Consider the following 18860-nt stretch of genomic DNA (forward strand, 5'->3'; position numbering starts at 1 on the left):
AGTCGGCGGTGGCAATGACCGACTCCACCGCGTTGCTGATCGTGGCAGTGCTGCTGGTGCTGGCGGCCGGGGTGTTCGCCGCGTCCGAGGCCGCGATCACGGTGGCGTCTCGCGCTCGCGCCGACGAGCTGGTCCGCGAGGGCCGGGGCGGTGCCAAGCAGCTCGCGCTCCTGCTCGCGGACCGACCCCGGCACGTCAACCTGCTGCTGTTGCTGCGGCTGGCCTGCGAGCTGGGTGCGACGGTGCTGGTCACCGTGGTGGCCCTGCAGATGGCCGACTCCGAGGCGTGGGCGGTGGTGATCGCCCTGCTGATCATGCTGGTGGCGTCCTACGTGCTGGTCGGCGTGGGTCCGCGCACCCTCGGGCGGCAGCACCCGTACAGCATCGGGCTCAAGATCGCCGCCCCGGTGCGGGTGCTCGCCAGGGTGCTCAACCCGTTGACCAGGCTGTTGATCCTGATCGGGAACATGATCACGCCCGGCAAGGGATTCCGGGAAGGCCCGTTCTCCACCGAGGTGGAGCTGCGCGAGCTGGTCGACCTCGCCGGGGAGCGCGGTGTGGTGGCCGCGGGCGAGCGCGAGATGATCCACTCGGTCTTCGAACTCGGCGACACCCTCGCCCGCGAGGTGATGGTGCCGCGCACCGAGATCATCTGGATCGAGCAGACCAAAACCGCCCGGCAGGCGTTGGCGCTGTGCCTGCGCTCCGGGTTCTCCCGCGTCCCGGTGATCGGCGAGAGCGTCGACGACATCGTCGGTGTGCTGACCCTCAAGGACCTGACCAGCGCCGTGCTGGACGGCCGCGAGGCGACGGGTCCGGTGGTGGCGGATCTGATGCGCCCGGCCAGTTTCGTGCCGGACACCAAGCGGTTGGACGAACTGCTCCGCGAGATGCAGCTCTCCCGCAGCCACCTGGCCATCGCGGTCGACGAGTACGGCGGCACGGCCGGGCTGCTGACCATCGAGGACATCATCGAGGAGATCGTCGGCGAGATCACCGACGAGTCCGACCTCGAAGAGCACCGGCCGATCGAATGGCTCGACGACGGCACCGTCCGGGTCAGCTCCCGGCTGCCGGTCGAGGACCTCGGCGAGCTGTTCGGCGTGGACCTCGACGACTCCGACGTGGAGACCGTCGGTGGGCTGCTGGCGCAGCGGCTCGGCCGGGTTCCGCTGCCCGGCGCGGAGACCGAGATCGCCGGACTGCGGCTGCGCGCCGAGGGCGGCAAGGACCACCGGGGGCGGATTCGCATCAACGCGCTGCTCGTCCGGCCGGTGAACACGGACCAAGCGCCGCTGCGCGGTGCTGATCAGGAGGGAAGCAACACTCGTGGCTGAGCACGTCGAAGCGGCGGCCCCGCAGGAAATCGACCCGGAGGACGCCAAGATCGTCACGTTGGCCCGGTCGTCCCGGGCCCGCACCGGAGCCGCCGAGGGCGCCGCGGTGCGCGACACCGACGGCCGCACCTACGCGGCGTGCACGGTCGCCCTCCCGTCGCTGCGGCTGACCGCCCTGCAAGCAGCGGTGGCCGCGGCGGTCGCCAGCGGCGCCGAAGGCCTCGAAGCAGCAGCCGTGGTCACCGATGCCGACACCGTCGACCCAGCATCGGTAGCCGCCGTCCACGACCTCACCACAACAACACCAATCCTCCACGCCAACGCCAATGGCGACGTCCTCACCACCATCACCACCTAACCGATCAGGCGGATTTTTCGAGGTGAAGGGCACCTTTGACCGGGTAAGCCGGTCAAAGGTGCCCTTCACCCATCACCTGGCAGTGGGAATGGTGCCCGGTGGGTCGGGGTGGCCGGGCGGTCGGCACAATGGTGCGGTGACCAGCTCCGCAGATGCGCACCGCTCCGGATTCGCCTGTTTCGTCGGCCGCCCGAACGCCGGGAAGTCGACGCTGACGAACCGCTTGGTCGGCTCGAAGGTGGCGATCACCTCCAGCAAGCCGCAGACCACCCGGCACGCCATCCGCGGCATCGTGCACCGCCCGGACGCGCAGCTGATCATCGTGGACACCCCCGGCCTGCACCGGCCGCGAACCCTGCTCGGCCGACGGCTCAACGACCTGGTGTACGAGACCTGGTCCGAAGTGGACGTCGTCGGACTCTGCGTGCCCGCCGACCAGAAGGTCGGGCCGGGGGACCGGTTCATCGCGACGCAACTGGCCAAGGTGGCCCGCCGCACCCCGGTGCTGGGCATCGTCACCAAGACCGACCTGGTGAGCAAGGAACAGGTGGCGCAGCAACTGCTCGACCTGCAGCAGGTGATGGACTTCGCCGACCTGGTGCCGGTCTCCGCGGTCGACTCCTTCCAGGTCGACGTGCTGACCAACCTGTTGGTCGAGCAGCTGCCGGAGGGCCCGCAGCTGTACCCGGACGGCGAGCTGACCGACGAGCCCGAGACCACGCTGATCGCCGAGCTGATCCGGGAGGCGGCGCTGGAGGGCGTGCGCGACGAACTGCCGCACTCGCTCGCCGTCACCATCGAGGAAATGCTTCCCCGCGAAGGTCGCGACGATCTGATCGATGTGCACGCGGTGCTCTACGTCGAGCGCTCCAGCCAGAAGGCGATCGTCATCGGTCGCCGCGGGGAGCGGCTGCGCGAGGTGGGTTCGCAGGCAAGGCGGCACATCCAGGCGTTGCTGGGCAGCAAGATCTACCTCGACCTGCACGTCAAGATCGCCAAGGACTGGCAGCGCGACCCGAAGCAACTGCGCAAACTGGGGTTCTGATCACAACTTCGCGGCGGATTGGCGGGAACCGCCCGTAGCGAGAGCGCGTCTCAGGTACGTTCCTGGCCGGTCGTCGTGCACGGGCGAGGCCACATCGGCTTTTTTGTTGGACAGTTGAAGGAAAAATCGTGACTAATCCCTATGGTGGCCCGCCGTCCGGGCCCCAGCCGCAGGATCCGTACGGCCAGCAGCAGGGCGGCTACGGGCCGCCATCGGGGCCGATGCCCCAGCAGCCGGCCCAACAGCCGTACGGGCAGCCGAATCCCTACGGACAGCAGCCCAGCCCGTACGGGCCGCCGCCCGGTAGTGCTCCGCCGAACAACAACATCGGCTGGGGCATCGGTTCGATCTTCCTGTGCTGGCCGTTTGCCATCCCATCGTTGATCAAGGCCACTTCGGTGCAGAACCTGTGGGCGCAGGGCCAGTTCCAGCAGGCCCAGGCCGCCGCGGACGACGCGAAGAAGTGGGGCAGGATCGGGATTTTCGTCGGCGTCGGCGCGTGGGCGCTGCTCATCCTGTTCTACGTCGTGGTCTTCGTGATCATCGCCGCCAGCGCGAGCTCGTACTCCTCCTACTGATCGAGTCGTGCCGTTGCGGGACAGATCTGGACTGACCGCAACGGCATGCCGAAACCTCCCCTGGGGCAGCCATGACCGACCCGTCCGAGCCCACCGAGGTACCTCCGCAGCAACCGGCGCCGATGCCGCCGCCGCAGCCCACGCCGCAACAGCCGATGCCGCCGCAGCCGTACTCCTACGCGGCGCAATTCGGCGTCACACCCGTGCCGGTGAACAACAACCTGGGCTGGGCCATCGCCGGGATCCTGGTGTGCTGGCCGTTCGGGATCCCCGCGCTGATCAAGGCGCTGGGGGTCAACACGCTGTGGTACCAGGGCCAGTTCGAGCAGGCGCAGCGGTCCGCGGACGAGGCCAAGAAGTGGGGCAAGGTCGCCGTCATCGTCGGCGCCAGCCTCCTGGGCCTCTACATCCTGGCCATCGTCGCCTACTTCGTGATCATGATCGCGTTGTTCGGCTACACCGCGGCGCAATGACAACTACGCGCCCTCGCGCGATGCTGTTGCCCGCCGCGACGGTGCTCGTCGGTTGTGCGGCGGCCGGTGTGGTGCTGGCCGCCGATCCGACTTCTGATGCGGGTTTTCCGCTACCGCCCTGCCCGATCAAGTTGCTGACCGGCCTGGACTGCCCCGGCTGCGGTGCGACGCGGATGTTCTACAGCCTGCTGCACGGCGATCTGCTCTCGGCGCTGCACTTCAACGCGGCAGCGGTGGTGTTCATCCCGTTCTTCCTGTGGACCTGGGGCGCCTGGGTGCTGGGCCGCTGGCGCGGTCGACGGGTTGTGACCTGGGAGCAGTGGCGCTGGTCCCCGATGGTCGCGCTGGTCCTGATCGCCGTCTGGACGGTGATCAGGAACCTGCCGTTCCCACCGTTCAACGCGCTTTACGTCTAGCCCGCTCGGACGACCGGTGGCAGCCGTCCGAGCGCGTGTTGCTGCCAAACGCCGACTAGTCGAAGGACTCCTGGACGTCCGGGCCGAGGACGCCGGTGGCCGCCAGGATCACGAAGGTGAAGAACAGCGCCCACAGCCCGGCGATGATCCAGCCGACGATGATGCCGACCAGCGCCATGCTGCGGTTGCTGTAGGCCTGCGGGGCCCGGTTGATCTCGCGCAACGCGACGTGGCCCAGGATCGCGCCGACCGGCCCGACGAGGATCGCGCCGTAGCAGGTGAGGATCGCGGCCAGCGAAACGCACATCGAGGCGATCGCCATTCCGTTGTTCCGCGGCCCCTGCGGATAACCCATCCCGTAGGGCGGTGGAACCTGCTGGTACGGGTTCTGGTCGTACGGGTACGACATGCATGTCCTTTCAGCGCGGAATATTCCTGATTTTCCGCCTGGCGTCCGGGAGGGGTCCCCGGAGGTGTGATGATGGGTGGGTGAGCCTCTACCGGGATACCGCCGTCGTGCTGCGGGTGCAGAAACTGGGCGAGGCGGACCGGATCATAACCTTGCTGACCCGGCGGTACGGCAAGGTTCGCGCGGTTGCCAAGGGCGTGCGCCGGACGACTTCGCGGTTCGGTGCGCGCGTCGAGCCGTTCTGCCACGTCGACGTGCAGCTCTACACCGGTCGGACGCTCGACGTGATCACCCAGGTGCAGACCGTCGACGCCTTCGGCGCGCACATCGTCGACGACTACCAGCGCTACACCGCCGGGTGCGCGGTGCTGGAGACCGTCGACCGGTTGGCCGCCGAGGAAGGCGAACCGGTGTTGCGGCTCTACCTGCTGGCCATCGGCGCGCTGCGGGCGCTGGCAGGTCGGGAACGCGACTCTTCGCAGGTGTTGGACGCCTTCCTGCTGCGTGCGATGTCCTTCGCGGGCTGGGCGCCCGCCCTCGCCGAGTGCGCCCGCTGCGGCGAACCGGGCCCGCACGCCGCGTTCAACGTGCAGGCCGGTGGCGCGGTGTGCGTTCGATGCCGCCCCGCCGGTTCGGTGCGGCCTTCGGTGCACACCCTGCCGCTGATGGAGTCGCTGCTGCACGGCGACTGGCCGGACGCGGAGGCGGCCACCAATTCGATCCGCCGGGAGGCCAGCGGTCTGATCGCGGCGCACCTGCAGTGGCACATGGAACGGCAGTTGCGCTCGTTGCCACTGGTCGAGCGGACCGTGCCGGAGCTGATCCGGGAACGCGCCGCCGATGTCGCCCTGGCCGCGACGACCGAGGACGGTGCGGGGCAGGCGCTGAACTGATGATCGACTCGGGCGAGGACAATGAATGCCTCAGCCAGCAGTCCGAAGGAGAACCGAGTTATGTTGCGACGCCGTGGGCGGGGCAAGGACGACCCGACCGTGCGGACGCCGGAGCCGCACGCCTCCGGGGCCAAGCCGCCAGCGTTGCCACCGGAGTTCGTGCCCAACCACGTCGCCATCGTGATGGACGGCAACGGCCGGTGGGCCAACGAGCGCGGCCTGCCCCGGATCGAGGGGCACAAGCGCGGTGAGGCGGTCGTGCTGGAGCTGGCCCGCGGTGCGATCGAGATCGGCGTCAAGTGGCTGTCGCTGTACGCCTTCTCCACCGAGAACTGGAAGCGCAGCCCCGATGAGGTGCGCTTCCTGATGGGCTTCAACCGGGACGTGATCCAGCGCCGCGTCGACGAGCTCGACGAGCTGGGCGTGCGGGTGCGCTGGGCTGGCCGCAAACCGCGCCTGTGGCGCAGCGTGGTGAACACGTTGCAGGCCGCCGAGGTGCGCACCCAGCACAACGAGGTCATGAACCTGACCATGTGCGTCAACTACGGCGGCCGGGCCGAGGTCGGCGACGCCGCGCGCGAGATCGCCCGGCTGGCGGCGGCCGGGAAGATCAATCCCGAGCGGGTGGACGAACGCACCTTGGCCCGGTTCATGTACCAGCCGGAGATGCCGGACGTGGATCTGTTCATCCGGCCCTCCGGCGAGCGGCGGACCTCGAACTTCCTGCTCTGGCAGTCCGCCTACGCCGAACTCGTCTTCCAGGACACCCTGTTCCCCGATGTGGATCGTCGGCACCTGTGGCGGGCGTGCGAGGAGTTCGCGCGCCGCGACCGGCGGTTCGGCGGGGCCATTGATCGGGCCACCGGCGAGCCCGCCGATTCCGCTCAGGAGGGCAATTGATGACCCAGGAGGCCGCAACCACCGCGCGGTTGATGACTGCGGCGAAGGAAGCGCTGGAGAACTACCACGACGTGCACGTCGACGATGACGGCGCCTTGACCTTCCGGCACGCCGACGTGCCGTGCGCGGTGCAGGCGATGCAGCTCGCCGAGGGCCTGACCGTGTTGAGCCTGACCTGCGTGGTCGCCTGGGATCTGCCGGCCACCGATGAGCTCGCGCAGTCGGTGGCCGAGCGCGCCGGGCAGGGCCTGTTCGGCACGCTCGGCGTGGTCCGCACCGAGCGCGGCATGGACGTCACGCTGCGCTACGCCTTCCCGGCGGAGGGGATGGCCGCGACGCCGCTGGGCACGCTGCTGATGCTCGTGGTGGCGACGGCGTCGCAGCTGCGCACCGAACTCCTCACCGAACCCGAAGGCACCGCGAAGTAGCACCGTCCACGCGGACGGGGGACGCGTTGGTGTGTCGGGCACCAGTGGAATTCGGCTGCTGTGACCATGTTGATCAGGGGTTTTGATGCCCGCGGGCGCCAGTGCCGGTTGGTGCGGGGGCGAAGTCGTACTGGCGCGAACGATTATCAGTTCGAACTGGCACGATAACCGGGTGACTGAGATCGCCGACCCGCCGCGCACCCGGCGGCCCGTCATCACCTCGTTGGAGGTGCTCTGCGCACTGCTGGTCGCCGCCGTGGTGTTCCAGCAGCAGTTGAGCTCCCTGCTGAACGTCCCGGCGCTGCGCACCGGGTCCACCGTGTTCGTCGCCGTCTGCGTGCAAGCCATGCCGTTCCTCGTGCTCGGTGTGCTGGTCAGCGGCCTGATCGCGGCGTTCGTCCCGCCGGATGCGCTGCGTCGGCTGCTGCCCGCCAACCCAGCCGCGGCGGTGCCGGTCGCGGGCGTAGCGGGCGTGGCGTTACCCGGCTGCGAGTGCGCCTCGGTACCGGTGGCGCGTCGCCTGATGCAGCAGGGCGTCGCACCGGCCGCGGCGCTGGCCTTCCTGCTGGCGGCACCGGCGGTGAATCCGATCGTCCTGGTGTCCACTGTGGTCGCCTTTCCCGGTGAGCCGTGGATGGTGGTGGCCAGGTTCTTCGGCTCGCTGCTGACCGCGTGCGCGATGGGTTGGTTGTGGGTCCGGTTGGGCAAGGCGGAATGGTTCGCGGAACGGGCGCTGCGCCGGGTCGAGGCGCAGCACGGATCCGGCGGCCGGTGGGTGCTGTTCGCCGAGTCCGCGCGGCACGACCTGGTCGAGGCGGGCGGTTTCCTGGTGCTGGGTGGCCTGACCTCCGCGGTGTTCAACGTCGTCGTGCCCGCGCAGTGGCTGGAATCGCTCGGCGGTCAGCTGGTGCTCGGCGTGCTGGTCATGGCGGTGCTCGCGGTGGTGCTCGCGCTGTGCAGCGAGGCCGACGCGTTCGTGGTGGCGTCGATGCCGGGGCTGCCGTTGATCCCGAAGCTGGTGTTCCTGGTCGTCGGCCCGGCCGTGGACCTCAAGCTGATCGCGTTGCAGTCCGGTGCTTTCGGACGCCGCTTCGCCGTCCGGTTCGCGCCCGCCACCTTCGCGGTCGCGATCGTCTGCGCCGTCGCTGTCGGGGCCGTGCTGCTGGGGAGTGCGTGATGCGTCGGGAGACCCAGAACCTGTTGCTGCTGCTGTTGGGCGGCGCGCTGCTCAAGATCGCGTTGGGGGGCAGCTACCTCCGCTACGTCAAGCCCTCGCTGTTCCCGTGGCTGGTGGCAGCCGGGGTGATCATGATCGGACTGGCGGCGTTCGCCATCGTCAGCGACATCCGCTCCGGAGGTGTCGGCAACCACGAGCACGGCTCGCGAAGCCCCTGGATGCTGCTCCTGCCGGTGTTCGCGATCTTCCTGATCGCGCCCCCCGCGCTCGGTGCGGATTCGGTGACCCGGGATCGGGTGGCCGCGCCGCCCCCGAAGGAGTCGCTGTTCCCGGACTTGCCGCCGGAGCAGGCGCCGTTGCTGAGCTTGTCGGAGTTCGTCACCCGCGTCATCTGGGACGACAGCGGTGCGCTCAACGGCAGGGCGGTGCGGCTGCAGGGCTTCGTGGTGCATCCGACGCCGGGCTCGACGCAACTCGCCAGGATGCGCATCAGCTGCTGCGCCGCCGACGCGGCCCCGGTCAAGGTCGACCTCGCTGCTGCGGCGCAGGCTGCCGAACTCCCGGCGGACACCTGGATCGAGGTGACCGGCAAGTTGCGACCGGGCACCGCGACCGAGGCCAACGACTACGTTCCGACCTTGGACGCGCTGCTGATTCGCCCGATCCCGGCTCCGCAGGACACGTACGAGTACTGAGCCGGATACCAGCGGTGACGGCCAGGTCGGTGCGAAGGGGACCCAGCCGGGTGCGGGTCAGAAGCCGCGGGCGGTGCAGTCCGGGCAGGTGCCGACGATCTCGACGGTGTGGCTGACGTTGGAGAAACCGTGCTCCTGGCCGATGCGCTCGGCCCAGTTCTCCACCGGCGGATCGGCGACCTCCACGGTCCGCCCGCAGTGGCGGCACACCAGGTGATGGTGGTGGTGGCTGGAACACCGCCGGTAGACGGCCTCGCCCGACGGGGTGCGCAGCACGTCGACCTCGCCCGCGTCGGCCAAGGTTTGCAGCGTGCGGTAGACCGTGGTCAGGCCGATGCCTTCGCCCTGCCGCCGCAACTCCTCGTGCAATTCCTGAGCGGAGCGGAAGTCCTCGACCTGGTCCAGCAGGTTCGACACCGCCGCTCGCTGCTTGGTGGCCCGCAGTCCCGGTACGCCGACCGTGGGACCCTCGCCGGTGGTCACGCTGTCTCCGTCTCCTGTCGGCCGTTGGATGCGATGGAACGTGGCGCCGGTCCGCGCGTCCGGTTGCCGGAGATCTCCTCCGCGTGCGCGGCGGCGTCCACCACGATGTGCGCCAGGTGTTCGTCGACGAGCCGGTAGACGACCTCCCGGCCGTGCCGCTCGCCGTAGACGACCCCGGCCGACTTCAGCACCCGGAGGTGTTGGCTGATCAGCGGCTGAGCGACGCCGAGCGCGTCGACCAGTTCGTGCACGCAGCGTTCCGAGACCCGCAGCTGCAGGACGATCGCGATGCGCACCGGGGCCGCCAGGGCCCGCAGCAGCTCGCCCGCCTCGATCAGCACCCGCTGGTCGCGCAGCGGTGCCGGGTGCGCAGCGCGCTCCGGCGAGTGCACCTGATCGTCGGGGGTGTCCAGACCGGCGCCCGCAGTCGACCGGGTCGGTTGGGATTCCGGGCTGGCGGCGGACATCATTTCCTCTCCGGCGTGCCTCGGTGCGGGGTCGCCTGGCTGCGGTGACGTCGCTTGAACGCAGTGACGTGCCACATCCCCATCCTACGGGTATGCCTGATCTGACCTGTCACATCAATACCGCCAGCCCCGTCGACGCCACCGGGCCACCGGGTGGCCAGCCCAGGCGAATGCCGTCTGCGCCCGGATCGGTACGCTGGGGAACTCCAGCCCGACCAGTTGGTTCGACGTATCCAGTGATGATTCCGGAGTGAACGTGCCCGCCGACCAGATCGACACGATCGTCAATCTCTGCAAGCGCCGTGGTTTCGTCTACCCGTCCGGGGAGATCTACGGCGGTACCAAGTCGGCCTGGGACTACGGACCGCTCGGTGTCGAGCTCAAGGAGAACATCAAGCGCCAGTGGTGGAAGTCGATGGTGCAGGGCCGCGACGACGTCGTCGGCCTGGACTCCTCGGTGATCCTGCCCCGCCCGGTCTGGGAGGCCTCCGGGCACGTCACCGCCTTCCACGACCCGCTGGTGGAGTGCACCTCGTGCCACCACCGGTTCCGCTCCGACCAACTCGCCGAGGAGTACGCCGAGCGCAGCGGCAAGGAGATCGCCGAGGACGACCTCTCCGATGTGCCGTGCCCGAACTGCGGCGTCCGCGGCCAGTACACCGAGCCGCGTGAGTTCAACATGATGCTCAAGACCTTCCTCGGCCCGGTGGAGAGCGAAGAGGGCATGCACTACCTGCGCCCGGAGACCGCGCAGGGCATCTTCGTCAACTTCGCCAACGTGATGACCACGGCGCGCAAGAAGCCGCCGTTCGGCATCGGCCAGATCGGCAAGTCGTTCCGCAACGAGATCACGCCCGGCAACTTCATCTTCCGCACCCGCGAGTTCGAGCAGATGGAGATGGAGTTCTTCGTCGAGCCCGGCGAGGACGAGCAGTGGCACCAGTACTGGATCGACGAGCGCACCCGCTGGTACACCGACCTCGGCATCGACCCGGACAACCTGCGCCGCTACGAGCACCCGAAGGAAAAGCTCTCGCACTACTCGAAGCGCACCGTCGACATCGAGTACCGGTTCCGGTTCGGCGGCCAGGAGTGGGGTGAGCTGGAGGGCATCGCCAACCGCACCGACTTCGACCTCACCACGCACTCCAACCACTCGGGCGTGGACCTGTCCTACTTCGACCAGGCCAGCAATTCGCGGTACCGGCCGTACGTGATCGAGCCCGCCGCGGGTGTCGGGCGGCCGATGATGGCGTTCCTGATCGACGCCTACTACGAGGACGAGGCGCCGAACGCGAAGGGCGGCGTGGACAAGCGCGTCGTGCTGAAGCTGGACCGCCGGTTGGCGCCGGTGAAGGTGGCGGTGCTGCCGCTGTCGCGCAACGCGGAGCTGTCGCCGAAGGCCCGCGACATCGCCACCCAGCTGCGTCGGAACTGGAACGTCGACTTCGACGACGCCGGGGCGATCGGCCGCCGCTACCGCAGGCAGGACGAGATCGGCACGCCGTTCTGCGTGACCGTCGACTTCGACTCGCTGTCCGATCACGCCGTAACGGTCCGCGAGCGCGACACGATGTCGCAGGAGCGGGTGGCCATCGACAAGCTGGAGGACTACCTCGCGGTCCGCCTCACCAGCTGCTGAGAGGGCACTGGCTCGGGCTGACCGCTCGCCCGTAGCCGAAGGTCCGTCGAACACCTCAGCAGTCGCGATCCGCGCGGCTGCTGAGCGTTTCGCCGCGACGGGGGTTGCCGGAAGATCTGCGAGGATGCCAGCGTGAGCCCACATCGAGCCGCCCACCGGCCCCGAACCGGCCGGATGCTGGGACGAGTCGTGGTCGGCGCGTTGTTGGTGGCGGTGCTCGTGGTCGGCGGCACCGCGTTCCGGGTGTGGCAGGTGGCTCGCGCCGACGACCGGCGGCCGGTGGACATCGTGGTCGTGCTCGGCGCGGCGCAGTACCACGGAAAGCCCTCGGACGTGTTGGCCGCTCGGCTCGAACAGGCGCTGGAGCTCTACCAGGACGGCCTGACCGAGTACGTCGTCACGGTCGGTGGACGGCTGCCCGGCGACGCCTACACCGAGGCGGAGGCCAGCAAGAACTGGTTGTCCGACAACGGCGTGCCCGCCGACCGGATCGTCGACGTCGACGTCGGCAGCGACACGTTGGGCAGCATGGCGGCCGTCGCCCAGCTGTCGCAGCAGCGGGGCTGGCGGAGCGCGCTCATCGTCAGCGACCCCTGGCATTCGCTGCGGGCCAGGACGATGGCCAACGACCTGGGCCTGCAGTCGTGGGCGTCGCCCGCGCGCTCCGGGCCGGTGGTGCAGACCCGGGAGGTCCAGTTCAGGTACATCGTCCGGGAGACCGGCGCGCTGCTGTACTACCGCTTGACGCACGCCTCGGCGGAACTCACCGGCGACGGGCTGGGCTAGGAGTCCTGTTGTCGCAGCGGGTCCTCGGACGTCGTCTCGGGAGGACGGCATCGACGTGGTGCATCGGCAGATGTCGGGGATCGGCGGAGTCGAGACGGCGTCTTGGGTTCCGCGACCCGTACCGCAAAGCAGGACGAGCTGCGGTGGTGTGTCGGGTGTTGGCCGTAATCTGAGCGCGATGAGCACCGGAGATCCGACGGGTGCCGCCCCGCCCGGCTACCACGAGCACGACATCCGGCGGCTGCTTCCCGAGCCGCCGAAGCTCGTCGCGCCGACCGGGGCTCGTTCGGACGACCGCAGCCCGTTCGCGCGGGACCGCGCGCGGGTGCTGCACTCCGCGGCGCTGCGCCGGTTGGCGGGAAAGACGCAGGTCGTCGGCCCGGAGGAGGGCGACGTGCCGCGCACCCGGCTGACCCACTCGCTGGAGGTGGCGCAGATCGGGCGGGGCATCGCCACCGCGCTGGGTGCCGATCCCGATCTCGTCGACACCGCGGGCCTCGCGCACGACATCGGGCATCCGCCGTTCGGGCACAACGGCGAGCAGGCGCTCAACGACCTGGCGAACGGGTGCGGGGGCTTCGAGGGCAACGCGCAGACCCTGCGGATCCTCACCCGGTTGGAACCGAAGTTGGCCGAATCCGATGATGTTGGCCGCGGCCTCAACCTGACCCGCGCGTGCCTGGACGCGGCGACGAAGTATCCATGGCCGAAGCGCCCGGGCCAGGCCAAGTTCGGGGTCTACACGGACGACTTCGCGGTGTTCGGGTGGCTGCGCGAGGCCGCGCCGCCGGAGCGCCGGTGCCTGGAGGCCCAGGTCATGGATTGGGCCGATGACGTGGCCTATTCGGTGCACGACGTCGAGGACGGTGTGCTGTCGGGGCGGATCTCGCTGCGCTCGCTGACCAGCGGTGACGAGCGCGCGGAGATCGTCCGGATGGCGGAGAAGCACTTCTGGGGCGATGGCCCCGACAACACCGCGGGGTTGCTCGAACAGGCCGCGGCCGAATTGGTGCGGTGGCCGGTGGTCGCCGCGGTGCTGGACTACGACGGGACGTTCCGGGCGCAGGTTGCGCTCAAGCGGCTCACCAGTGAATTGGTCGGTCGGTTCGTGGCCGCGGCGGTGACCGGGACGACGGACCGGTTCGGGCCGGGGCCGCTCACCCGGTATCGCGCGGACCTAGTGGTGCCAGAGCCGGTGGCGGCCGAGGTCGCGGTGCTCAAGGCAGTAGCGCTGCGGTACGTGATGAGTGATCCGCAGCGGCTGCGGATGCAGGAGCGGCAGCGGATGTTGCTGACCGAGCTGGTGGGCGCGTTGGCCGAGGGTGCCCCGGAGTCGCTGGATCCAGCGATGGCGTCGGCCTGGCGGCGGGCGGCCGACGATGCGGCGCGGTTTCGGGTGGTGTTGGACCAGGTCGCGTCGTTGACGGACGCCCAGGCCATCGGATGGCATCGAAAACATGTACACAACGTGGCAACCCCGATGTGACATTCACCCGAAAGGGTCCATTTGATCTGGGAAAGGCCCCAGTATGCTTACTTAGAGTGTTGCTCGGCGGACCTCGAACGTCGGCAGCACGGCCCCGATCCCCGTCCGGTTGTCCGAGCGCCCGCGCACTGACAACCCACGGCCCGGCCCCGAAGCCTCCGGGCCGCAAGGAGACCCCGATGCGCAACCGGCATTACATCCAGAAGCTCGTCGTCGGAGGCGAGCCGTACGTGAACACCGACAACCTGGCCGAATGGGTCACCGATCTGCGCTGGCAGGACCCGGAGGCGCAGCGCGCGGCGCACTACATCGCCCAGGAGCTCCGCCTGATGGGCCTGTCCGACATCGAGGAATCCCTGCGCTAGAGACTTTTTCAGAAGTGGTTTGCGTTGCGGTGCGGGTGGCGGAACCTCAGAGGTCTTCTCGTCTCCGGGATCCCCGACATCATGTATGTCCGATACACCACGTCAGGGCTGTCCTCGCGAGAAGACCTCTGAGAACCCGCGGCGGTGCGAGTTGCGAGGGTGGTGGGAAGCGGCTCACGCCGCTTGCCTGACGGCCAGCCCAGCCACGCCCAATCCGCGCGAACTCTAAGACAGAGCCAGCCTGACCGTTGCCGCGACGCGGGGCTCGTGAATGGCAAAGCGGGCAAGAACCCGCCACGGCGCTCACGAGCCACCGGCCCCACCGGACTGGCAGACTCGGGATCAGCCCGAGTCGGCCGACGCGGAACGGAGCCCAGTGGCGTGAGCGAACACCTCGACTTCAGCCTGTCCCTGCACCGGCAGCTCGCCCCGCCGGTGGACCGCTCGTTCTGCTGGTCGCCCTACTCGGTGGCCAGCGCGCTCGGGCTGGCCGCGACCGCGACCGGCGGCCGGACCAGGCAAGAGCTGGTCGCCGCGCTGCGCACCGAACCGGCCGGACTGCTCGAACTGCTCGGCGGTGCCGCGGAACTGGCTACCGGCTCGGCCGCAGAGCCCCCGGTGCTGGCGGTGGCCAACACCCTCTGGGCGCACGAGGCGCTGCCCATCGAGGAGTCCTACCTGCTCGCGCTGAAGGACTGGCCCGGAAGCGCGGTGCGCAACGCCCCCTTCCGCGCCGATCCGGAGCGGTCCAGGCGGTTGATCAACGCCGATGTCGCGGAGACCACCCGCGAACTCATCCCCGAGCTGCTGCCCGCCGGTTCAGTTGACCCGGACACGGTCGCCGCGCTGGTCAACGCGCTCTACCTGAAGGTGTCGTGGCGCGAAGCGTTCGACGAGAAGGCCACCGCGCAGCGGCCGTTCCGCGCCCCGGCGGGTGACCGAGACGTGCCGACCATGCACGTCACCCGTCGCTTCGGTTATGCCGCGGCGGAAGGCTGGCAGGTCGTCAGCCTGCCCGCGGCCGGCGGAGTCGAGGCGGTGGTCCTGCTGCCGGACACCGATCTGGAAACAGCCGAACCGGAACTCGACGCCGCGCGGCTGGGCAGGCTGCTGGGCGCGGCGGAACAGCAGCGGGTGGAGCTGTTCCTGCCGAAGTTCGACGTCACCGGCGACGCCGAACTGACCCGGTCGCTCGACGCGCTCGGGGTGCACGAGTTGTTCACCCCCGCCGCGGATTTCTCGCCGCTGACCGACCAGCCGCTGCGCGTTTCCACGATCGTGCACCAGTCGGTGCTGGAAGTGGACGAAAGCGGTCTGGAAGGCGCCGCCGCGACGGCGGTCGCGATGCGGCTGACCGCGATCGTCCGGGAACCGGAGCCGATCCGCGTCGAGGTGGATCGACCGTTCCTGTTCCTGGTGCGCCACCGCGGCACCGCGGCGATCTACTTCCTCGCCCGCGTCACCGACCCGAGCTGACGCTTACCAGGGCACTCGGGTGAGCTTGTCCGGGTTGACGATGTCGAAGATCGCCGCCGGTCGGCCGTCCCGCACCGCCATCGTGAACACGCGAGGCTCGGGCAAGCTCTCGGAACCGCGGAACACCAGCCCCAGATCGCCGTTGACCAGCACCAACTGGACGTTCTCGACCAACCCGTCGCCGTACTTCGCCATGAGCCCGAGGATGAACCGGGCGACCTTGTCGACGCCCACCACCGGACGGCGCGCGGTGCGGGCCTTGCCGTCGCTGTCGCCGTAGACCGCGACCTCCGGATGCAGCACGCGGGTGATCGCGGCGAGGTCCTTGGACGCCACCGCGGCGAGGAATTCCTCCAACACCTTCTGCTGCTCGGGCAGCGGCACGCGCGGTGGCGGCTGCGCGTCGGCCATCACCCGCCGCGCCCGCGACGCGTGCTGCCGCGCGGCCGCGACGCTGCACCCCAGCACTTCGGCGATCTCGGCGAACGGCACGTCGAAACCGTCGTGCAGCACGAACGCTAGCCGCTGGTCCGGCGGCAGCTCGTGCAGCACGCGCAGCGCCGCGATCCGCAGGTCGTCCTGACCAGCGACGATGTCGCCCGGGTCCTGGTCGAGCGCGCCCACCAGCGGTTCCGGCAGCCACGGCCCGACGTACTGCTCGCGTCGGACGGCGGCCGAGCGCATCCGGTCCAGGCACAACCGGCTCACCACGGTGGTCAGCCATCCGCCGAGGTCGCGGATGGTCTCGCGGTCGGTCGACGCCAGCCGCAGCCAGGCGTCCTGGACGGCGTCCTCGGCGTCGGCGAGTCGACCGGTGAGCCGGTAGCCGATGCCGATCAGTCGACTGCGGTGCTGGTCGAATTCGGCGGCGAGTGCGGCGTTGCTGGTGGGCACACCAAAGATTCTGCCGCACCGGCAAGCCACCCCGAAGGTCACGATCACAATGCCCCTAGACTGGGTTGCGTGGCAGGCAGGATCCGGGAAAGCGACATCGCTGAAGTGCGCGATCGCAACCGGATCGACGACGTGGTGGGGGAGTACGTCGCGCTGCGCAATGCCGGTGGCGGCGCGCAGAAGGGCCTGTGCCCGTTCCACGACGAGAAGACGCCGTCGTTCAACGTGCGGCCGAGCCACGGCACCTTCCACTGCTTCGGCTGCGGCGAAGGCGGCGACGTCATCGCCTTCCTGATGAAGATCGAGCACCTCGGCTTCGTCGAGTCCGTTGAGCGGCTGGCCGATCGCGTCGGCCTCCAGCTGCAGTACGAGGGCGGCGCACCGGGCCCGAAGCGCGACCGCGGCACGCGGGCGCGGATGGTCGAGGCGCACCGCATCGCCGCCGAGTTCTACACCGAGCAGCTCCGCTCGCCGGAGGCGCGGGGGGCCCGCGAGTACCTGTCGCAGCGCGGTTTCGACGAGGCTGCGGCGGAGCGTTTCGGCTGCGGCTTCGCCCCGTCCGGTTGGGACAAGCTCACCAAGATCCTGCTGATCAAGGGCTTCGAACTGGACGAGCTGATCAAGTGCGGGCTGTCCAAGGAGGGGCGACGCGGCCCGATCGACCGGTTCCACCGGCGCCTGCTGTGGCCGCTGAAGGACCTCAGCGGCGACGTGGTCGGCTTCGGTGCGCGGCGGCTGTTCGACGACGACCCGATCGAAGCCAAGTACGTCAACACCTCGGCCACCCCGATCTTCAACAAGTCGCAGGTGCTCTTCGGCATCGACCTGGCCAAGCGGGAGATCGCCAAGCGCCGCCAGGCGGTGGTGGTCGAGGGCTACACCGACGTGATGGCCATGCACCTGGCCGGGGTGCCGACGGCGGTGGCCTCCTGCGGCACCGCGTTCGGCGACGACCACATCTCGGTGCTGCGCCGACTGATGATGGACGACGACGCGTTCCGCGGCGAAGTCATCTTCACCTTCGACGGCGACGAGGCGGGGCAGAAGGCCGCGTTGAAGGCCTTCGACGGCGAGCAGCAGTTCGCCGGTCAGACCTACGTGGCGATCACCCCGGACGGCATGGACCCGTGCGAGCTGCGGGAGGCCAAGGGCGATGCGGCGGTGCGCGATCTGGTCGCTCGCCGTCGGCCGCTGTTCGAGTTCGCCATCCGCAGCCTGCTCACCGAATACGACCTGGACTCGGTCGACGGCCGGGTCGCGGCGTTGAAGCGCACCGTGCCGCTGGTCGCCCAGATCAAGGATCCGGCCAGCCGCGACGGCTACGCCGCCAGACTGGCCTGGTGGGCGGGCTGGAACGACGAGAACCAGGTGGTGCGCCGAGTGCGGGAGAGCACCGGTGCACCGGTGCGTTCGCAGCGGCGCCCACGGCGCGATCCGGCCCAGCACTCCCTCGGCATGGACGTCGACCTGCCGAAACGCCCACCGCGGCACGACCCGCGCTTCTTGCAGCGCGAGGCGCTGAAGGCGGCGTTGCAGGCGCCCGCACTGGCGGGGCCGTTGTACGACTCGTTGCCGGAGGAATCGTTCACCGAACCCGTCTACGCCGAGCTGCACCGCGCGCTGCTGTCGGCCGGTGGTACGACATCCGGGCTCGCCGGGGCGGCATTCGTGGACGCCGTGTCACAGCAGTGCGAGGGCCAGGTCACGCGGAGCCTGCTCACCGAACTCGCCGTGGAGCAGTTGGAGGTGCAGTCCGAAGAGGATCCCCGGTACGTGGCCGCGGTGATCGCGAGGCTGCAGGAACGGCTGGTCAGTCGGCAGATCGCGGACATCAAGTCCAAGGTGCAGCGGATGTCGCCGCTGGAGGACGCCGAGGAGTACAACGCGCTGTTCGGGGACATGGTCGCGCTGGAGGGCTACCGCAAGGCGCTGCTGGACCAGGCCATGGGGACGCTGTGATTTCCCTGCTGCGGCGACTGATCGGGCGGCTGAGCGGCACGGCGGACGTGCCCGCGGACTTCCCGGGCGCCCTGGCGGCTGACGAGCAGGTCTTGGCGGTGGCGAAGCTGGCGGACGGCGCGCTGGTCGCCACGCACCTGGGGTTGTGGCTGCCGGAAGGCCACCGCGTCGGCTGGCACCTGCTCAGCAAGGCGACTTGGCAGGACGACGTGCTCACGGTGGTCGAAGCCGAGGAAATCGGCTCGGCGAGCGGCGCGGTGCTGCTGCGCGACCAGCCGAGCCGTCGGCTCCCGCTGACCGAACCGGGGCGGCTGCCGGACGTCGTGCGCGAGCGGGTCAACCAGTCCATCCGCTCCCGGCACCACCGCGACCTGCCCGGCGGCGGTGCGTGGTTCGTGCAGCGCAAGGTGCCCGGACAGGACGGGATCGTGCTGCAGGTGCGGGCCGACGAGGGCACGGACGAGGCGGCGGTGGCCGCGTTCGCCGCGACGGTCGCCGAGCGGCTGCGGCAGGCGAAGGGCCCGGAGCGGGACTGACGCGCTCGACACCGACGAACCCCGGATATACAGTACGTGCGTACTGTTAAGGAGGTT

The 18860-nt window shown here is 69.5% G+C and carries 22 protein-coding genes; 18 read left to right on the top strand and 4 right to left on the bottom strand.

Going from position 1 to position 18860, the window contains the following annotated elements; translation table 11 throughout:
- The first annotated feature begins 14 nt into the window (after positions 1-14).
- The 6 genes from ACTWQN_RS11035 (at position 15) to ACTWQN_RS11060 (ending at position 4207) form a co-directional block, all read left to right on the top strand.
- Complete coding sequence (locus ACTWQN_RS11035) at positions 15-1337, top strand: hemolysin family protein (protein WP_443203498.1); 1323 nt, start codon at positions 15-17, stop codon at positions 1335-1337.
- Positions 1330-1695 (top strand): cytidine deaminase-like protein, encoded by a 366-nt coding sequence (locus tag ACTWQN_RS11040; protein WP_443203300.1) that lies wholly within the window; start codon positions 1330-1332, stop codon positions 1693-1695. The genes ACTWQN_RS11035 and ACTWQN_RS11040 overlap by 8 nt, the downstream gene beginning before the upstream one ends.
- 136 nt (positions 1696-1831) lie before the next feature.
- A complete protein-coding gene (gene era, locus ACTWQN_RS11045) occupies positions 1832-2740 on the top strand; it encodes a GTPase Era (protein WP_443203301.1) in 909 nt (302 codons plus the stop codon).
- Between the two features lie 128 nt (positions 2741-2868).
- A complete protein-coding gene (locus ACTWQN_RS11050; protein ID WP_443203302.1) occupies positions 2869-3318 on the top strand; it encodes a CD225/dispanin family protein in 450 nt (149 codons plus the stop codon).
- A gap of 71 nt (positions 3319-3389) precedes the next feature.
- Entirely contained in the window at positions 3390-3791 is a 402-nt protein-coding gene (locus ACTWQN_RS11055; protein WP_443203303.1) for a CD225/dispanin family protein, read from the top strand.
- Positions 3788-4207: a DUF2752 domain-containing protein gene (locus ACTWQN_RS11060; RefSeq protein ID WP_443203304.1), complete on the top strand. Its 420-nt coding sequence runs from the start codon at positions 3788-3790 to the stop codon at positions 4205-4207. The genes ACTWQN_RS11055 and ACTWQN_RS11060 overlap by 4 nt, the downstream gene beginning before the upstream one ends.
- 55 nt (positions 4208-4262) lie before the next feature.
- Here the strand turns inward: ACTWQN_RS11060 and ACTWQN_RS11065 are convergent, their stop codons facing one another.
- Positions 4263-4616 (bottom strand): DUF4190 domain-containing protein, encoded by a 354-nt coding sequence (locus ACTWQN_RS11065; protein WP_443203305.1) that lies wholly within the window; start codon positions 4614-4616, stop codon positions 4263-4265.
- Positions 4617-4696: 80 nt separating this feature from the next.
- Here ACTWQN_RS11065 and recO point away from each other — a divergent pair, with 80 nt between their 5' ends.
- From recO to ACTWQN_RS11090, 5 genes are all read left to right on the top strand, one after another.
- Entirely contained in the window at positions 4697-5509 is an 813-nt protein-coding gene (gene recO, locus ACTWQN_RS11070) for a DNA repair protein RecO (protein ID WP_443203306.1), read from the top strand.
- A gap of 60 nt (positions 5510-5569) precedes the next feature.
- Positions 5570-6409, top strand: a complete 840-nt coding sequence (locus tag ACTWQN_RS11075) for an isoprenyl transferase (RefSeq protein ID WP_443203307.1) — start codon at positions 5570-5572, stop codon at positions 6407-6409.
- Entirely contained in the window at positions 6409-6837 is a 429-nt protein-coding gene (locus tag ACTWQN_RS11080; protein WP_443203308.1) for a hypothetical protein, read from the top strand. The genes ACTWQN_RS11075 and ACTWQN_RS11080 overlap by 1 nt, the downstream gene beginning before the upstream one ends.
- A 172-nt stretch (positions 6838-7009) precedes the next feature.
- A complete protein-coding gene (locus tag ACTWQN_RS11085; protein WP_443203309.1) occupies positions 7010-8014 on the top strand; it encodes a permease in 1005 nt (334 codons plus the stop codon).
- A complete protein-coding gene (locus ACTWQN_RS11090) occupies positions 8014-8709 on the top strand; it encodes a TIGR03943 family putative permease subunit (RefSeq protein ID WP_443203310.1) in 696 nt (231 codons plus the stop codon). The genes ACTWQN_RS11085 and ACTWQN_RS11090 overlap by 1 nt, the downstream gene beginning before the upstream one ends.
- Before the next feature lie 57 nt (positions 8710-8766).
- Here the strand turns inward: ACTWQN_RS11090 and ACTWQN_RS11095 are convergent, their stop codons facing one another.
- On the bottom strand, positions 8767-9192 hold the full coding sequence (locus tag ACTWQN_RS11095; protein WP_443203311.1) for a Fur family transcriptional regulator: 426 nt from the start codon (positions 9190-9192) through the stop codon (positions 8767-8769).
- Positions 9189-9659, bottom strand: a complete 471-nt coding sequence (locus tag ACTWQN_RS11100; protein WP_443203499.1) for an ArsR/SmtB family transcription factor — start codon at positions 9657-9659, stop codon at positions 9189-9191. The genes ACTWQN_RS11095 and ACTWQN_RS11100 overlap by 4 nt, the downstream gene beginning before the upstream one ends.
- A 256-nt stretch (positions 9660-9915) precedes the next feature.
- Here ACTWQN_RS11100 and ACTWQN_RS11105 point away from each other — a divergent pair, with 256 nt between their 5' ends.
- From ACTWQN_RS11105 to ACTWQN_RS11125, 5 genes are all read left to right on the top strand, one after another.
- Entirely contained in the window at positions 9916-11301 is a 1386-nt protein-coding gene (locus ACTWQN_RS11105) for a glycine--tRNA ligase (protein WP_443203500.1), read from the top strand.
- A gap of 174 nt (positions 11302-11475) precedes the next feature.
- Positions 11476-12087, top strand: a complete 612-nt coding sequence (locus tag ACTWQN_RS11110; protein WP_443203501.1) for a YdcF family protein — start codon at positions 11476-11478, stop codon at positions 12085-12087.
- A gap of 178 nt (positions 12088-12265) precedes the next feature.
- Positions 12266-13573, top strand: coding sequence for a deoxyguanosinetriphosphate triphosphohydrolase (locus ACTWQN_RS11115; RefSeq protein ID WP_443203312.1), 1308 nt, complete (start codon positions 12266-12268; stop codon positions 13571-13573).
- A 179-nt stretch (positions 13574-13752) separates the two neighbouring features.
- Positions 13753-13938: a hypothetical protein gene (locus ACTWQN_RS11120; RefSeq protein WP_443203313.1), complete on the top strand. Its 186-nt coding sequence runs from the start codon at positions 13753-13755 to the stop codon at positions 13936-13938.
- A 381-nt stretch (positions 13939-14319) separates the two neighbouring features.
- A complete protein-coding gene (locus ACTWQN_RS11125; RefSeq protein WP_443203314.1) occupies positions 14320-15414 on the top strand; it encodes a serpin family protein in 1095 nt (364 codons plus the stop codon).
- Positions 15415-15417: 3 nt separating this feature from the next.
- Here the strand turns inward: ACTWQN_RS11125 and ACTWQN_RS11130 are convergent, their stop codons facing one another.
- The gene (locus ACTWQN_RS11130; protein WP_443203315.1) at positions 15418-16308 is read right to left on the bottom strand and encodes a sigma-70 family RNA polymerase sigma factor; all 891 of its coding nucleotides are present in this window, start codon (positions 16306-16308) and stop codon (positions 15418-15420) included.
- A gap of 69 nt (positions 16309-16377) precedes the next feature.
- On the opposite strand from ACTWQN_RS11130, the gene dnaG reads away from it, so the two are divergent.
- Together dnaG and ACTWQN_RS11140 are read left to right on the top strand one after the other, a co-directional pair.
- Positions 16378-18267, top strand: coding sequence for a DNA primase (gene dnaG, locus ACTWQN_RS11135; protein WP_443203316.1), 1890 nt, complete (start codon positions 16378-16380; stop codon positions 18265-18267).
- On the top strand, positions 18264-18803 hold the full coding sequence (locus tag ACTWQN_RS11140; RefSeq protein ID WP_443203317.1) for a hypothetical protein: 540 nt from the start codon (positions 18264-18266) through the stop codon (positions 18801-18803). The genes dnaG and ACTWQN_RS11140 overlap by 4 nt, the downstream gene beginning before the upstream one ends.
- Positions 18804-18860 lie beyond the last annotated feature (57 nt).

It is taken from the genome of Saccharopolyspora antiqui (assembly GCF_052246905.1).
Classification (GTDB): domain Bacteria; phylum Actinomycetota; class Actinomycetes; order Mycobacteriales; family Pseudonocardiaceae; genus Saccharopolyspora.

Bases quoted from the DNA above. Each gene is read 5' to 3' on its own strand.
- ACTWQN_RS11110 (WP_443203501.1), top strand. From the start codon at position 11,476: ATGCTGGGACGAGTCGTGGTCGGCGCGTTGTTGGTGGCGGTGCTCGTG.
- ACTWQN_RS11060 (WP_443203304.1), top strand. From the start codon at position 3,788: ATGACAACTACGCGCCCTCGCGCGATGCTGTTGCCCGCCGCGACGGTG.
- ACTWQN_RS11100 (WP_443203499.1), bottom strand. From the start codon at position 9,659: ATGTCCGCCGCCAGCCCGGAATCCCAACCGACCCGGTCGACTGCGGGC.
- ACTWQN_RS11115 (WP_443203312.1), top strand. From the start codon at position 12,266: ATGAGCACCGGAGATCCGACGGGTGCCGCCCCGCCCGGCTACCACGAG.
- ACTWQN_RS11055 (WP_443203303.1), top strand. From the start codon at position 3,390: ATGACCGACCCGTCCGAGCCCACCGAGGTACCTCCGCAGCAACCGGCG.
- ACTWQN_RS11065 (WP_443203305.1), bottom strand. From the start codon at position 4,616: ATGTCGTACCCGTACGACCAGAACCCGTACCAGCAGGTTCCACCGCCC.
- ACTWQN_RS11120 (WP_443203313.1), top strand. From the start codon at position 13,753: ATGCGCAACCGGCATTACATCCAGAAGCTCGTCGTCGGAGGCGAGCCG.
- ACTWQN_RS11080 (WP_443203308.1), top strand. From the start codon at position 6,409: ATGACCCAGGAGGCCGCAACCACCGCGCGGTTGATGACTGCGGCGAAG.
- ACTWQN_RS11090 (WP_443203310.1), top strand. From the start codon at position 8,014: ATGCGTCGGGAGACCCAGAACCTGTTGCTGCTGCTGTTGGGCGGCGCG.
- ACTWQN_RS11075 (WP_443203307.1), top strand. From the start codon at position 5,570: ATGTTGCGACGCCGTGGGCGGGGCAAGGACGACCCGACCGTGCGGACG.
- ACTWQN_RS11035 (WP_443203498.1), top strand. From the start codon at position 15: ATGACCGACTCCACCGCGTTGCTGATCGTGGCAGTGCTGCTGGTGCTG.